Origin of the sequence: Gordonia oryzae, assembly GCF_003797185.1 — a bacterium.
GTDB lineage: Bacteria > Actinomycetota > Actinomycetes > Mycobacteriales > Mycobacteriaceae > Gordonia > Gordonia oryzae.
In genome coordinates this window covers 39,037-53,921 of record NZ_RKMH01000015.1, presented here as the reverse complement: position 1 = coordinate 53,921, position 14,885 = coordinate 39,037, and the positions used below count along the sequence as shown (strand labels likewise).

Genomic DNA, 14,885 nt, shown 5'->3' with positions numbered 1-14,885 from the left:
GCAAACTACGTTGCTTTAGGGGCTCACCTCGGCTAGTTTGACTAACGCAAACGCCTTTGCTTTTGCCGACTGCTCAACTTCGGAGGTCCCCGTGTCGCGACTACATCCGCACCGCGCGTTCTGGGTGGTCACCGCCATGGTGGTAATGGTGCTCTTCGCGTCGGCGGCGCCCTCGCCGCTCTATCCCGTCTACCAGCAGCTGTGGGGTTTCTCGTCGTTCGCCCTGACCGGCGTCTTCGCGATCTACGTCGTCACGATGCTGATCAGCTTGCTGTCGGTGGGATCGCTCTCCGATCACATCGGCCGACGACCCGTTCTCGCAGTTGCACTGGTCCTGCTGATCGCGAGCATGGTGTTGTTCCTGGTCGCCGACGGCGTCGGGACCCTGATGGCGGCCCGTGCACTACAGGGATTGGCGACCGGTGCCGCAATCGGGACCCTGACGGCAACCGTCGTCGACATGGCACCGAGCCCACGCCTGTCGTCGGCGATCACCGGGGCGGGGCCGACCATCGGTCTCGCCGGCGGGGTCGCGGTGGCCGGCGTTCTCGTTCAGTACGCCCCCCACCCTCGCTTCCTGGTTTACGAGATCATCCTCGCCCTCTATGCCGTCCTCCTGATCGCACTGCTGATCGTGCCGGAAACATCTGAGCGCGTGGGCTTCTCGTCACGACGTCACCTGCTCGGCACCCTGGCTCCGCAGGCGTCGGTGCCCGCCGTGGTGCGTCCGCTGTTCTGGGCGGCCATCCCCGCGTTCGTGGCCACATGGTCGCTCGGTGGCCTCTACCTCTCGCTCGGCTCATCGGTGGTGGCGCGCGTGTTCGGCGTCGTCAATCACGCCGAAGCGGGCCTACTGCTGTTCGTCTTCTTCGCTGCCGGCGCGCTGACCTCGTTGCTGGTCACGTCGTGGGCGCCGCAGGCCAAACTGGCCTTCGGTTATCCGGCGCTCGCCGGTGGTGCGGTCATCTCACTGGCCGGCGTGCTCACCGAGTGGCTGCCGGTGTACATCCTCGGCTCGCTGATCGCCGGGTCCGGATTCGCCGGGACCTTCCTCGGCGCATTGGACTCGATCAGCGTGCAGACACCCGCTCCTGCGCGCGGCCAGGTCTTCTCGGCGGTCTTCATCGTCAGTTACGTGGCCTTCAGCGTGCCCGCGGTGGTCGCCGGACTGGTTGTCGGACACCTCGGTCTGCGCGCCACCGTCGCGATCTACGTCGGGTACGTGCTCGCACTCGCCGTCCTCGGCGGACTGGCGTCGGCGCGCACCCGCCGGCGGGCGAATCTCCGGGCCCGGGTTTGCGCACGCCACCTCGGAGAGTATGAAGGTAGGCATGCACCTGAAATTCAGTTCAAGTGAAGAAGCCTTCCGCGACGAACTTCGGACATTTTTCACCACCGCGATCCCCAAGGACCTGCGCGAACGCTCGGCCGCCGGGAAGCTGAACTATCCCGAGGACATCGTCACCACCACCCGCATCATGAACGAGGCGGGCTATGCCGTACCGCACTGGCCGACAGAATGGGGCGGCCAGGACTGGACCCCGATCCAGCACCACATCTACCGCGAGGAGATGAGCCTCGCGTCGGTGCCCGACATGCTGCCGTTCAACGCGGGCATGATCGGGCCCGTCATCGCCCAGTTCGGGTCGCAGGAGATGAAGGAACGCTTCCTGCCCAAGACCGCCAATCTCGACATCTGGTGGTGCCAGGGCTTTTCCGAGCCAGAGGCGGGCTCGGACCTCGCCTCGCTGAAGACCCGCGCGGTGCGCGACGGCGACCACTACGTCGTCAACGGCCAGAAGACCTGGACCACCCTCGGCCAGTTTGCCGACTGGATCTTCTGCCTGTGCCGCACCGACCCCGACGTCAAGAAGCAGGCCGGCATCTCGATGCTGCTGTTCCCGATGGACACCCCCGGCGTCGAACTGCGTCCGATCCAGTTGATCGACGGCGGCTACGAGGTCAATGAGGTCTTCTTCAACGACGTGCGAGTTCCGGTGGAGAACCTCGTGGGCGAGGAGAATCAGGGGTGGACGCAGGCGAAGTTCTTGCTGGGCAACGAGCGCAGCGGCATCGCGCGCGTGGGTTACACCAAGACCAAACTGGCCCGTGCCAAGGAACTCGCCCGTGAGATCACCGCGGCCGACGGCAAGCCACTGATCGAGGACCCGTTCCTCGCCGCGCGCCTGGCCGAACTCGAGAACGAGATCCTCGCGCTGGAACTGACCCAGCTGCGTGTGGTCGCATCGTCGGCCGACGGCAAGCCCAACCCCGCGTCGTCGCTGCTCAAGCTCCGCGGAAGCCAGCTGCAGCAGGAGGCGATGGAGCTGCTCGCCGACATCGCGGGCCCGGATTCGCTTCCGGTCGCCGGCCTCGACCCGGCCGCGCCCAACGGATCGGCCGACATCGAGGCCCCGGAGTGGGCGCAGCTGTCGGTGCCGACCTATCTGAACTACCGCAAGGTGACCATCTACGGCGGTTCGTCGGAGGTCCAGCGCCAGATCATCGACAAGGCCGTGCTCGGCCTGTAATCGCGCCGCACACACGACCATTCGACCTCCCGACACACGAGGAACACACATGGATTTCGAACTGTCCGAAGAACAGACGATGTTGCGCGACACCGTCCGCGACGTCCTGAGCAAGACCTACGACGTCGAGACGCTGCGCAAGGTCACCGACACCGAGCTGGGCTGGAGCCGCGACGTCTGGAAGTCGTTGGCCGACATCGGCATTCTCGGCCTGACCATTCCCGAGGAGGACGGCGGCGCCGGAGCGGGCCCCGTCGAGTTCGCCTCGGTCATGGGCGAGATCGGCCGAGCACTGGCGCCTGAGCCGTACCTGGACGCGGCGTTGGTTCCGGGTTCGCTGATCGTCGCGACCACCGAAGGCGACCTGCGCGAAGAACTCCTCGGCGGCCTGGCCGGCGGCGAGTTACTCCTGGCCTTCGCCCATCAGGAGGCCGGCGACCGCTGGCCGTCGGCCGCGGTGGCCACCACCGCCGCCGACGGGAAGCTCAGCGGAACCAAATCACTGGTGCCGCACGGTGATTGCGCGGACAAGCTGATCGTGTCGGCGCGCGAGAACGGCGAGGTCGGCCTGTACCTCGTCGACGCCGACGCCGAGGGCGTGACCCGGACCGCCTACCGCACCCACGATCGGCGTCGAGGCGCTCAGATCGTCTTCGACGGCGCCCCGGCCACCCGCCTCGGTTCCGGCGACGCCTCGGCACTGCTCGCCGACGTCGAGGTCGGCATCCAGACCGCGCTGTGTGCGGAGGCCGTCGGGGCGATGGAACGCGCACTCGACCTCACCGTCGATTACCTCAAGACGCGCAAGCAGTTCGGGGTGACACTGGCGACCTTCCAGGCACTGACGCATCGGGCCGCCGACATGTACGCGCAGCTCGAGCTGGCACGGTCGATGAGTCTGTATGCCACAACCGCCCTCTCCGACGGGATCGCCGACCCGGTGATCGCCTCACGCGCCAAGCTGCAGATTTGCCGCTCAGGTCGCCACATCGGGCAGGAGGCGATCCAGATGCACGGCGGTATCGGGATGACCGCCGAGTACCCGGTGGGCCATTACACGAGCCGACTGACTGCCATCAGCCACACGCTCGGCGACGCGACCGAGCATGTGAAAAACCTGGCACGCAACGTCAACTCCTACGATCTGGTCGCCCTGTCCTGATCTCGACCTGGGCGGGGTCGGCGCCGAGATCGGTGGCGCCGGCCCCCTCCGGGCACAGACTCTCCACACCCCTCAGCAGATGCCGGTGCTCGGATTCGAGCAGGCGCAACAACCAGGTCATGGTGTGCGAGTACACAATCGACCCACGGCCCGCGCAAGGGTTTGGCCCATCCAGGGTTTGACCGACTGAGGGTGTGACCTTTTCTCGCCGACGCCTGCCACGCGCCCGCGGCTTCTTGCCCGACCGGACGCCGGTGATGGCCTAGGGTTCTCCGCAGGGATGCGGTTCGCCGCTGACGCGCAAGAACGGGAGAGGTTCAGTGGAGAGCTTGCGGGACAATCTGGCACATGGTGCATCGTTCTCCCTGGTGGGGATCGCGCTGCTGATCGTCGGCTTCGTCGCCCTCGATCTGGTGACGCCGGGCCGGCTGCGGCAGCTGGTCTGGGTCGACCACAACCGCAACGCCACGATCCTGTCTGTCTCGATGGTGATCGGACTGGCAGCGGTCGTGGTCTGCTCGGTGATCGACACCGCCTACCTCGAGCTGTGGCGCGGGCTGGTATACACCATCGTCTACGTCGCACTGACTATCGCTGTGATGATGTGGTCGTTCGTCCTGATCGACTGGCTCACCCCCGGCAAGCTCGGCACCCTGCTACTCGATGACGACGGCGAGCATCCGGCGATCTGGGTGACCGCGACGGTGTTCCTCGGTATCGGCGCGGTGATCGCGGCGGTTCTGCTGGCCTGACGCCCCGGGCTTGTTAACACATGAGCTTATTGACGCTTGCTCAATAAGTGCCCTAGTCTCCCCAGAGAGGACGGCGCGGGCCGTCCGGCCGGACCACTACCACGCAGGGGGATCACCGCATGGCCGCACCACTCATCGAAGAGTCCATCGACATCAACGCCACACCCGAACAGGTGTGGGAGGTCATCGCCGACCTCAAGCGCATGGGTGAATGGAGTCCGCAGTGCGTGAAGATGATCGTTCGCGGCACGGTGGGTCTGGGCACCAAGACGATCAACGTCAACCGCCGCGGACCGCTGGTGTGGCCGACGACATCGAAAGTCGTCCGCTTCTCCCCCCACCAGGAACTCGGTTTCCGCGTCGCCGAGAATCGCACCGTGTGGAGCTACACCATCACGCCCAAGGCCAACGGAGTCACCGTGACCGAGCGGCGTGAGGCGCCTGGCGGGACCACCTCGACGGTGTCGTCGGTGCTCGTCAACAAGTTGATGGGCGGCACCAAGAGCTTCGAGGCCGAGCTGAAGCTCGGGATGGCCGAGACTCTCGGCAAGATCAAGCGCGCCGTCGAGGGCTGAGCCGCGCCCTCATCCGTCGAGTTTGTCGAGGAGGGCGGGCAGGTCGGCGAGCGAGTCGATGACGTGGTCGGGAACCGGTCCGAACTCGTCGCGTTGTAGGGCGCCGAGTGCCTCCTCGCGGAACTTGCCGGTGCGCACGAGCACTCCTATCAGCGCCGACGCTTGCGCACCGAGGACGTCGTTGTGCATGTCGTCACCGACCATCACCACCTGGGTCGGCTCGAGGTTCATCACCTCGACCGCAGCACGGAAACCGAGAGGTGACGGTTTGCCGATGGCGCGGATCTTACGACCCGACGCCTTCTCCAGACCCTCGAGGTAGACGCCGGTGTCGATGGCCAGTCCCTGGGCGGTCGACCAGATCATCGATCGGTGCATCGCCACCACCGGCACTCCGGCCAACATCAGCTCGAGCACGATCGACAACGCTCGATGTGTGAACACCGGCCCGGCGCCGCCGAGCACCACGACCTGCGCCTGTGCCGGGTCGTCGGTGAGGGCGATGCCGGTCATGTCGTCGGCAATCGGGCCCTCGTTGAGTACCCATGCCTTTTTGCCCGGATAGGTCTGTGCAAGGTATTCGGCGGTGAGTTTGGCTGCGGTGAGGATTTCCCCGGCCGACACCTCGAACCCGCAGCTGTTGAGGGCGTCGGCGATCTGGCCGCGCGAGCGGGACGTCGTGTTGGTCAAGAACATCCGCGGCAGGCCACGATCGGCGAGGATGCGGACCGCCTCGACCGCGCCGGGCAGCGCCTTCCACGACGTGACCATCACACCGTCGATGTCCATCAGCAACCCGAGCGTCATCCTACAAATCTAGGGTGTGCGGGGAGAACCTGCGCGTCGGCGGTGCGTGAGCGCCGTGCGGGCGATGGCATGCTGGGCCCATGCGTACGGTCACCGAACACCAGCAGGTCGTCGCCAGTCTGTTCGGCACGCCCGAGCCGGTCACCATGCCCGTCACGGCCGCGCTGGGTCGGGTACTCGCCGCCGACGTCGTCGCGCCGATCTCGTTACCGGGCTTCGACAACTCCGCGATGGACGGCTTTGCGGTCCGGGCGGCCGACGTCACCGCGGCCACGCCGGCGCAGCCGGTACACCTTCGCGTCGACGCCGACATCCCGGCCGGCCGCGTCGACCCACCGCCACTGGTACCGGGAACTGCGCACCGCATCATGACCGGCGCACCGATGCCGGCCGGTGCCGACGCGGTGGTGCCGGTGGAACTGACCACCGCCGTGTTCAGCGGCGCCGAACCCGTCGAGGGCACCCAGGTGGGCATCACCACCGCGGTGCCGTCCGGTAAACACATTCGCCCGGCGGGCTCCGACATCGTCGCCGGGCAGCCCGCGCTGCCGGCCGGCACCCGGATCGGTGCCGCGCACATCGGGTTGCTGTGTGGTCTCGGGTTCTCGACGGTGAGCGTGTTCCGACCGGTGCGGGTGGCGGTGTTGTCCACCGGTTCCGAGCTGGTGGCGCCGGGAATTCCGTTGCAGCACGGACAGATCTACGAATCCAACGGCGCCATGCTGACCGCGGCGGCCATCGAGGCCGGCGCCGAGGCCAGGCACGTGCATTTCGTCCCCGACGACACGGCCCAGTTCTTGCATCGCCTCGACGACATCGCCACCGACGCCGACCTCATCCTGACCTCCGGCGGAGTCAGCGCGGGCGCCTTCGAGGTCGTCAAGGAAGCGCTGGGCATGACCGGCGGGGTGGAGTTCGTGAAGGTCGCAATGCAGCCGGGTATGCCCCAGGGCTGCGGGCACTATCGCAGTCCGGCCGGGCGGTCCGTACCGATCGTGACCTTGCCCGGCAATCCGGTGAGTTCGCTGGTGTCCTTCGAGGTGTTCATCCGGGACCCCCTGCGCGCCGCGATGGGCCTGCATCTGCGCCGACAACGACTGCGCGCACAATTGACCACCGCCTTGACCTCACCGGCGGGCAAACGGCAGTTCCAGCGTGCGGTCTTCGTCCGCCACCCCGACGGACCGGCTGTCACGACCGTCGGGCCGCCGGCATCACATCATCTGAGCAACCTCGCCCACGCCGACGCGCTGGTCGACATTCCCGCCGAGACCGTGTCACTGGCGGCCGGCGACCTGGTGGACGTGGTTGCGCTGACGTGACCGGCGCGGCCGATGCGCAGGACGTATTCGATGGGGATGTGTGGGTTTTCGCCACGTCGAGGTCATCGCCGCTCGGGCTGCCGGCCGACTAGGTTCGGCGCCAGGCTCCGATGCCAGGCGCCGGTCGGCGTCGTGATGTCGAGGATATGCCCGTATTCGGTGTCGATGGGTGTGTAGGTCGGGCCGTCGGCCTCCTTGGCGCGGTTGTGCGCCACGCAGGTGCCGTCGGCGTTCGCGACGACGCGATCGATCTCTTCGCGGGATTCGCCTGTCAGATAGGCGGTTTCGCGCACCAGGATGGCCGCGCGCCACTCGGTCAGATCGCCGCCCTCGAGATCACCCGGGGTGTGCGGCATCGCGGAGGCCAAGGCTCGCGCGAACCCAAGGAATTGCCACCTCGTCGCACCGATGCCGTGCGCGTCAGACCGACCTCGGCCCGTAACGCCTTACCCCTCAATCGTCGGGGCACAGTGCCTGTGGCGCATCGGCGGCGCAGTCGTCGAGTCGGGCGGTCTCGAGCATTGCCACCCTCGGGTGCCCGGATTCCGGCTATCGAACATGTGCGCTATTGAACATGCATGTGGTGACGTATGCCACCGGTTTCGCTGACTGTGCGCAACAGCCGTCGATGCACAACCGCTCCCCCAGCACGTGGAGCCACCGACACCCGGGGCTCTAAGCTGAACGGACGCGGCGAGCGGTCGCGTTGACGACGTCGGAGAGGATGACTGTGGCGAGGCGCCCGCGTGAGGACGCACCAGACGGATTGTCTCCGGCGCATCTGGTTACCCTGGCCCGCGAGACCGTACCCCCGGTCCACCCGGCGGGTCTCCCCTTTGTCGCAGCCGCCTCGGCCGTCGCGGTGCTCGGTCGGCGTCACCGCTGGATTCGGACACCGGCCGTCCTGACCGCCGGTGCCTGCGCGGCCTTCTTCCGGCATCCCGCCCGCGTCGCGCCCACCGATCCGTTCGCGGTGGCCGCCCCGGCCGACGGGACCGTGAGTCTTCTCGACGAGGCCGTGCCGCCCGCCGAGTCCGGGCTCGGCGACACCCCGCGCCCCCGGGTCTCGGTGTTCCTCTCGCTGTTCGACGTGCACGTGCAGCGCGTGCCGATCGCCGGAACGGTGACCTCGGTGACCCACACGCCCGGCCGGTTCGTCTCGGCCGACCTGCCTGATGCGAGCGAGGTCAACGAGCGCACCACCATGACCATCCGCACCGCGACGGGGACCGACGTGGCGGTCGTGCAGATCGCCGGGCTGCTCGCCCGTCGAATCGTGTGCAACCCCACGGTCGGCGACGCACTGTCGGTCGGCGACACCTATGGGCTCATCCGCTTCGGCTCGCGGGTGGACGTCTACCTGCCGCCCGGGACCACACCTCAGGTCCGGCTCGGGCAACGAACGATCGGCGCCGAGACGACGATCGCCGTCCTCGGTCCGGGCGCCGATCCAGCGGCAGGCCGATGAGTCCGCGTACCGACCGGCCGGGAGCCCTACACCGAACACCGGCGCGCGTGGCCGGACGCGTACACCCGCCGGCCGAGCAGTCGCGGCTGCGCCGTCAGGCATCGGCAGGCCGGATGTTCGTGCCGTCGGCGCTGACGATTCTTGCGATCTGCGCGGGCATGACCGCGATCCGGTTCGCATCCAACGACAACATCAATGCGGCATTGGCTCTCCTCGTCGCGGCCGCGCTGCTCGACGGCATCGACGGGCGGGTGGCGCGTCTGATGGGTGCCACCACCAAGATCGGCGCGGAGATCGACTCACTCGCCGACGCCATCAATTTCGGTGTGGTGCCGGCATTCCTGGTGTATCTGACGCTGATGGAGCATGCCGACATCGGCTGGCTGATCGGCCTGGTGTACACGTGCGCGATCGTGTTGCGCCTGGCCCGCTTCAACACCCTGCTCGATGACGACGACGCACCCGCGTACACCCGCGACTTCTTCGTCGGCGTGCCTGCACCGGCCGCCGCCATCATCGCGCTGCTGCCCGTCGGACTGCAGCAGCAGTTCGGGTCGGGCTGGTGGACGTCTCTGCCGGTGGTGTGCACGTGGCTGCTCATCGTCGCATTCCTCGCAGCCAGCCGGGTACCGACGGCGTCGTTGAAGGCGGCGAAGGTGTCACCGCGCGCTCTGCCGGTCCTGCTGATCCTGGTCGCCATCGGCGCGGCGCTGTTGGTGACCTTCCCGTATGTGCTCATGATCATCGGCATCGCGGGCTACGCGGTGCACATCCCGTTCGCTTGGCGCTCCCGCCGCTGGGTGGCCTCACGCCCCGAACACTGGGACGCGCCACCGCGCGAACGTCGCGCGGAGCGACGGGCCATGGCGCGCGAGACGCCCGGACGGCGCGTGATTCCGCGACGTCGGCAGACGATGAAAAGATCGCACGCACGCCTCGGGCTACACCGGCCCGCGGGCACCGGCGCAATCACACCCCGTCAGGACGGAACGTCCCATCCCGACGACACCGAAGGCTCCTCCGCGTGAGCGCCCAACTCACGCTGACCGCACGCCTGAACCCGTCGGCCGGCGACGCCCGCCGCGGCATCGTGCGCGTGCACCCCGAGGCACTCACCGCGCTAGGACTCCGCGAATGGGATGCGGTACGCATCACCGGTGCGCGTGTGAGCGCGGCCGTCGTCGCCGCTGCCCCCGCGGACTCGTCGACCGGCACGATCCTGCTCGACGACATCTCCTTCTCCAACACCGGCGTCCGCGAGAACGCCGCGGTGGTCGTCGGGCCGGTGCAGGTGCAGGCCGCCACCCGGGTGACGGTGACCGGGTCGGCGTTGGCAAGCCAGGGCGTCGATTCGCAGACCCTGCGACGCGCGCTGCTCGGCAAGGTGGTGTCGGTGGGCGACACCGTCTCCCTGCTCCCCCGCGACCTCGGACCCGAACTGACCGCCAGCGAGGCGGTGCGCACCCTGGCCCGATCCGTCGGGATCACCTGGACCACACAGCTTCTCACGGTGACCGCCACCGACCCCGGCGCACCGGTCAGCGTGCAGCCGAACACCGCGGTGGTGTGGACCGGCACCATCACGCCGAGCGCCGTCGGCGAGGTGACAAGCGCCGTCGGCGAGGTGACAAGCGCCGTCGGCGAGGTGACAAGCGCCGTCGGCGAGGTGACGAGCGCCGTCAGCGGGGGCGCGGGTGCCGGTACGGTGCGGCCGGTGGCCGAGCTCGTCGGCGTCGATAGTCAAGTGGCGAAACTGACCGAGTGGCTGCGGATCACGCTCGATCAGCCCGAGGTGTTGCGCACGCTGGGCGCGGTCCCGCGCCTGGGAGTGTTGCTGACCGGCCCGGCCGGGGTGGGCAAAGCGACGCTGGTACGCGCGGTGACGGCCGGGCGGCCACTGGCCGTGATCGACGGCCCCACCGTCGGTGCGAGCGAGGCGAATTCGCGACTACGCGCCGTCACCGAGGCCGTAGCCTCACTGCGTCCCGGCGGCGGGGTTCTGCTGATCACCGACGTCGACGCCCTGCTACCCGTCGAGGCCGAACCGGTCTCCTCACTCGTCCTCGACACGCTGCGAGAAGCGTTGGCCGGCAGGGATGATCCGCCTGACACGATCGTACTGATCGCCACCACGACACAACCGGCAGCGGTCGACACACGATTGCGCGATCCCCAACTGTGCGATCGAGAGCTCTCGATTGGGCTGCCCGACGCGGCTTTGCGCGGCCGGTTGCTCGCGGCCATCCTCACCGGTGTGCCCACCGAGGGCGACCTGGAAATCTCCGAGATTTCTTCGCGGACACCCGGTTTCGTCGCCGGCGATCTCGCGGCCCTGACCCGGGAGGCCGCCCTGCGGGCGGCGGCCCGGGTGACCGCCGCCGGATCGACGGCCTCACCGGCACTGACCGCCGAGGACCTGCGGGGCGCTGTCGGGGTGATCCGACCGGTGTCGCGCGCAACGTCGCCGGAGGTCTCGTTGGGGTCGATCACACTCGATGACGTCGGCGACATGGTCGAGACCCGTCAGGCGCTGACCGAGGCAGTACTGTGGCCACTCCAACATCCCGACACGTTCACCCGCCTCGGTGTCGATCCGCCACGCGGGGTGCTGCTCTACGGACCGCCCGGCTGCGGCAAGACATTCGTGATACGGGCGTTGGCCGCGTCGGGGCGGCTCTCGGTACACACCGTCAAGGGCGCCGAACTGATGGACAAATGGGTCGGCGCCTCCGAGCGCGCGGTTCGTGACTTGTTCGACCGCGCACGGGAATCCGCGCCCTCACTGATCTTCCTCGACGAGGTGGACGCCTTGGCGCCCCGACGCGGCCAGTCATCGGATTCCGGCGTCTCCGACCGCGTGGTCGCCGCGCTGCTCACCGAACTCGACGGCGTCGAACCGCTGGCCGACGTCGTCGTGCTCGGCGCCACCAATCGACCGGATCTGATCGATCCGGCATTGCTGCGGCCGGGCCGACTCGAGCGACTGGTCTTCGTCCCACCACCGGATGCGCAGGCACGCGCCGACATCCTGCGCACCTCGGGACGCAACGTCCCACTCGCCGACAACGTCGACATCGAGTCGCTGGCAACAGATCTCGACGGCTACTCGGCCGCCGACTGCTCGGCTCTGCTGCGGGAGGCCGCACTCTCGGCGATGCGCCGCAACATCGAGGCGGCCACGGTCACCGCCGACGACGTCGCCGACGCCCGCACCCGGGTCCGCCCGTCGCTGGATGCCGCGCAGGTGGCGAATCTCCGCGCCTACGCCCAGCGACGCACCGACTAGGGTGCGTCTCCCAATTCTTCTGCGAGGGATTGGCGCGAACGATTGCGTTCTGGCAAGGCGGAGGAGGAAGCGATAGCGGCAGCTATCGTGACCGACGACAACGCGGCCAGGGCGCAATCGGGCCGCCAAGACCCGCAAAGCGAATTGGGAGACACACCCTAGATTTCCCTCCGGCTGCGGCGGATCATCAAGGACACCGAACCCAAGGACGCTGAAATCAGGGACACCGAACCCAAGGACACCCAAGCAGTACTCGGCAAGGGCTACCACTGACCCGGCCCCCACCCAACCCGACCCGACCTACCTCGGAAGGACTGCAGATGAACCGCGCACGCACCCCGACCAGCACCGACATCGCCGATTCCACCCCGGATCAGGTCGAGGCGGCCGTCGCGGCCGCCCACGGCGCCGCCTCTACCTGGGCCGTCACCCCGCCGGCCGACCGGGCTCGCGCACTGACGCAGGTGGCCGACGTCCTCGACGCGCACGGCGAGGAACTGATCGACCTGGCCGCGCAGGAGTCCCATCTACCCCTCGGACGCCTGCGCGGCGAACTCGTCCGCACCACCTTCCAACTGCGCCATCTCGGCCAGTACGTCGCCGCCGGCCGGCACCTCGATCCGATCGTCGATCACGCCGACCCCGACTGGCCAATGGGCGCCCCGCGGCCCGATCTGCGCCGCACGCACCTACCGCTGGGTGTCGTCCTCAACTTCGCGGCGGGCAACTTCCCGTTCGCGTTCAGCGTCCCGGGCGGAGATACGGCCTCGGCGCTGGCTGCGGGCTGCCCCGTGGTGGTCAAGATCCATCCCGGCCATCCGCGGCTCTCGGTACGCATCGGCGACCTCATGACCTCGGCTCTGCACAGCACCGGCGCCCCGGTCGGTGTGTTCGGCACGATCGCCGGGATCGACGCCGGAATCACCGCATTGACCGATCCGCGGGTACGGGCGGCAACCTTCACCGGCTCCACCCGCGGTGGGCGCGCCCTGCTCGACATCGCGTCGTCGCGTCCGGACCCGATCCCGTTCTTCGGCGAGCTGGGTAGCGTGAACCCGGTGTTCGTCACCGCCGCCGCCGACCGCGCACGCGGCGCCGAGATCGCCGAACAGTACGTGGCGTCGTTCACCCTCGGCATGGGTCAGTTCTGCACCAGCCCAGGGCTCCTCATCGTTCCCGATGGCTCGGCGACGCTGGCCGCCCTTGAGCGGGCCACTCTGCCCGATCCGGCACCGATGCTCACCGCGACGATGCGCGCCGGTTTCGATCGTGCGGTGGGCGAGGTCGCTGCCCTCGATGGCGTGAGCACCCTGCATATCGTCGACGGCGACGATGCTCTCACCGCCGCCGTGCAACTGCATCGCACCACCGCCGCACGCGTCCTCGACGACCCGGAGACGTTGCTACAGGAGTGTTTCGGGCCGTCGTCGGTCATCGTGACCTACGCCGATGCCGCAGAACTCACGGCCCTCGCCGACGCGCTGCCCGGTCAGCTCACCGCGACGGTGCAGGGCGAGGAATCCGACGTCGGCGACGACATGCACTCGCTGACCGACGCTCTCGCGCGAGCTGCCGGACGGTTGCTGTGGAATCAGTGGCCCACAGGTGTGTCCGTCACCGACGCACAGCATCACGGCGGCCCGTACCCGGCGAGCACTGCCATCCACACGACATCGGTGGGCACCAAGGCAATTGCGCGATTCCTGCGACCGATCACCTACCAGAACTTCCCTGCCGGACTACTTCCGCAGGAATTGCGTACGAGCGCCCGCGCGAACTGAACTCGTCCGCTGGGCCGACCGCGTGGCCCGCACTCCGCTCAGCTGGGCTGCGACTGAGTCTGCGGTGGTGCGGGCATCTGACCGTTCTGGGCCCCGCCCGGCATCTGGCCATTGCCGCCGCCCGGCATCTGGCCATTCCCGCCACCCGGCATCTGGCCGTTCATGCCACCCGGCATCTGGCCGTTCATGCCCCCGCCGTTCATGCCCCCGCCCGGGAACTGGCCATTACCGGCACCGGGGAATTGCTGCTGTGTGGTCGACGACCCGGAGTCGCCGACGACGTAACCGGCGCCGAAGCCGAGGAGCCCGAATCCCACGGCGAGTCCGATGCCACCGGCGATGATGGCGTTCTTGGTCTTCGACGGGATCGCCGGGCCGCCCGCCGTCACGGGCTGGGCTGCCGGAGCGGGTTGGGCTGCCGGAGCGGGTGTGCTCACCCGGGTCGTCGGGGCATCGCCCTCGTTCGGACCGAGCACGTGGGCCTGGGTCGTGGCGTCGGTAGCCGGCATGAGTCACTCTCGCTTTCGCGGGTTTGCCCGGGCACGTCTGAGGAGCGCGTTATCCGGGTCTGATGGAAGTAAGACCACGGTGCCCGCGTCCGCTTGGTCCGGACTGCCCGATCCCTGTGAGTCGACTGTGAACCCGTCGCGGTGCGGCTATGTCGAGACGTGATAGAAGACCGACGTCCCTCCGGCCGCGGCCTGCGAGGTGATGCCGACACTCACCCAATAGGTCTTGCCATCCTTGGACGCCGAGAGCCGCACCACGGTTTGTCCGCCCACACTGTCGCGGCCGTCCTCCCGGTATCCGGCGTCGGTGAGCGCCCGGACGGCCTTGTCGATCGGGTTGCCCGCGTTCGCCGGCGCCTGCACCACCACATTCCACTCGTCGTTGGTGCCGTCACCGGAGATGACGTGCCCGTCGATCAGCGGGACCTGCGACGATGGGAAATCCTTCGGCAGTCCCTCGCGCTGGGCGGGCGCATCGTGGGAGCACCCTGTCGCGAACAGCATCAGGACAATGGCGACGACCACAGCGAGGGCCGTCGCCGCGACTCTGTCGAACCGGGGCATGCCCGCAACGGTAAGATAGATGACGCCGGTCTCATCCGGTGACACACCGGGACAGACTGACGATCGCCTCTGATCGGCGGTCACCGCGACCCCGATCAGCACCCCCGTGACCACCCCGCCCATCGACC

Annotated in this window: 14 protein-coding genes; 10 read left to right on the top strand and 4 right to left on the bottom strand. The window is 68.2% G+C overall.

The window, feature by feature from the left end; translation table 11 throughout:
- Positions 1-91 precede the first annotated feature (91 nt).
- The 5 genes from EF294_RS17670 to EF294_RS17650 all read left to right on the top strand — a co-directional run bounded on the left by EF294_RS17670 (position 92) and on the right by EF294_RS17650 (position 5,020).
- A complete protein-coding gene (locus EF294_RS17670; protein ID WP_123932277.1) occupies positions 92-1,357 on the top strand; it encodes an MFS transporter in 1,266 nt (421 codons plus the stop codon).
- Positions 1,332-2,531, top strand: a complete 1,200-nt coding sequence (locus EF294_RS17665; protein WP_006372444.1) for an acyl-CoA dehydrogenase family protein — start codon at positions 1,332-1,334, stop codon at positions 2,529-2,531. Before EF294_RS17670 ends, EF294_RS17665 begins: the two co-directional genes overlap by 26 nt.
- Positions 2,532-2,580: 49 nt before the next feature.
- Complete coding sequence (locus EF294_RS17660) at positions 2,581-3,693, top strand: acyl-CoA dehydrogenase family protein (RefSeq protein ID WP_123932276.1); 1,113 nt, start codon at positions 2,581-2,583, stop codon at positions 3,691-3,693.
- A gap of 320 nt (positions 3,694-4,013) precedes the next feature.
- On the top strand, positions 4,014-4,445 hold the full coding sequence (locus tag EF294_RS17655) for a DUF350 domain-containing protein (RefSeq protein ID WP_123932275.1): 432 nt from the start codon (positions 4,014-4,016) through the stop codon (positions 4,443-4,445).
- A gap of 119 nt (positions 4,446-4,564) precedes the next feature.
- Complete coding sequence (locus EF294_RS17650) at positions 4,565-5,020, top strand: SRPBCC family protein (protein WP_123932274.1); 456 nt, start codon at positions 4,565-4,567, stop codon at positions 5,018-5,020.
- 9 nt (positions 5,021-5,029) lie between these two features.
- On the opposite strand, the gene EF294_RS17645 is transcribed toward EF294_RS17650, so the two are convergent.
- The gene (locus EF294_RS17645) at positions 5,030-5,827 is read right to left on the bottom strand and encodes an HAD-IIA family hydrolase (protein ID WP_123932273.1); all 798 of its coding nucleotides are present in this window, start codon (positions 5,825-5,827) and stop codon (positions 5,030-5,032) included.
- An 80-nt stretch (positions 5,828-5,907) separates the two neighbouring features.
- Here EF294_RS17645 and moeA point away from each other — a divergent pair, with 80 nt between their 5' ends.
- Positions 5,908-7,149: a molybdopterin molybdotransferase MoeA gene (moeA, locus tag EF294_RS17640; protein ID WP_123932272.1), complete on the top strand. Its 1,242-nt coding sequence runs from the start codon at positions 5,908-5,910 to the stop codon at positions 7,147-7,149.
- Positions 7,150-7,211: 62 nt separating this feature from the next.
- Here the strand turns inward: moeA and EF294_RS22240 are convergent, their stop codons facing one another.
- Positions 7,212-7,505 carry a hypothetical protein gene (locus EF294_RS22240; protein WP_246007934.1) on the bottom strand — a complete coding sequence of 98 codons (294 nt, stop codon included), beginning with the start codon at positions 7,503-7,505 and terminating at the stop codon, positions 7,212-7,214.
- Positions 7,506-7,879: 374 nt separating this feature from the next.
- Between EF294_RS22240 and EF294_RS17630 the strand changes: the two genes are divergently transcribed.
- The 4 genes from EF294_RS17630 to EF294_RS17615 all read left to right on the top strand — a co-directional run bounded on the left by EF294_RS17630 (position 7,880) and on the right by EF294_RS17615 (position 13,684).
- Entirely contained in the window at positions 7,880-8,617 is a 738-nt protein-coding gene (locus EF294_RS17630; protein ID WP_123932329.1) for a phosphatidylserine decarboxylase, read from the top strand.
- Positions 8,614-9,645: a CDP-alcohol phosphatidyltransferase family protein gene (locus EF294_RS17625; RefSeq protein ID WP_123932271.1), complete on the top strand. Its 1,032-nt coding sequence runs from the start codon at positions 8,614-8,616 to the stop codon at positions 9,643-9,645. The genes EF294_RS17630 and EF294_RS17625 overlap by 4 nt, the downstream gene beginning before the upstream one ends.
- The gene (locus tag EF294_RS17620; RefSeq protein WP_123932270.1) at positions 9,642-11,903 is read left to right on the top strand and encodes an AAA family ATPase; all 2,262 of its coding nucleotides are present in this window, start codon (positions 9,642-9,644) and stop codon (positions 11,901-11,903) included. The genes EF294_RS17625 and EF294_RS17620 overlap by 4 nt, the downstream gene beginning before the upstream one ends.
- Positions 11,904-12,223: 320 nt before the next feature.
- On the top strand, positions 12,224-13,684 hold the full coding sequence (locus tag EF294_RS17615; protein ID WP_123932269.1) for an aldehyde dehydrogenase (NADP(+)): 1,461 nt from the start codon (positions 12,224-12,226) through the stop codon (positions 13,682-13,684).
- A 38-nt stretch (positions 13,685-13,722) separates the two neighbouring features.
- On the opposite strand, the gene EF294_RS17610 is transcribed toward EF294_RS17615, so the two are convergent.
- Positions 13,723-14,193, bottom strand: a complete 471-nt coding sequence (locus tag EF294_RS17610; protein WP_123932268.1) for a hypothetical protein — start codon at positions 14,191-14,193, stop codon at positions 13,723-13,725.
- 147 nt (positions 14,194-14,340) lie between these two features.
- Positions 14,341-14,757, bottom strand: a complete 417-nt coding sequence (locus tag EF294_RS17605) for a hypothetical protein (protein ID WP_246007933.1) — start codon at positions 14,755-14,757, stop codon at positions 14,341-14,343.
- Positions 14,758-14,885 lie beyond the last annotated feature (128 nt).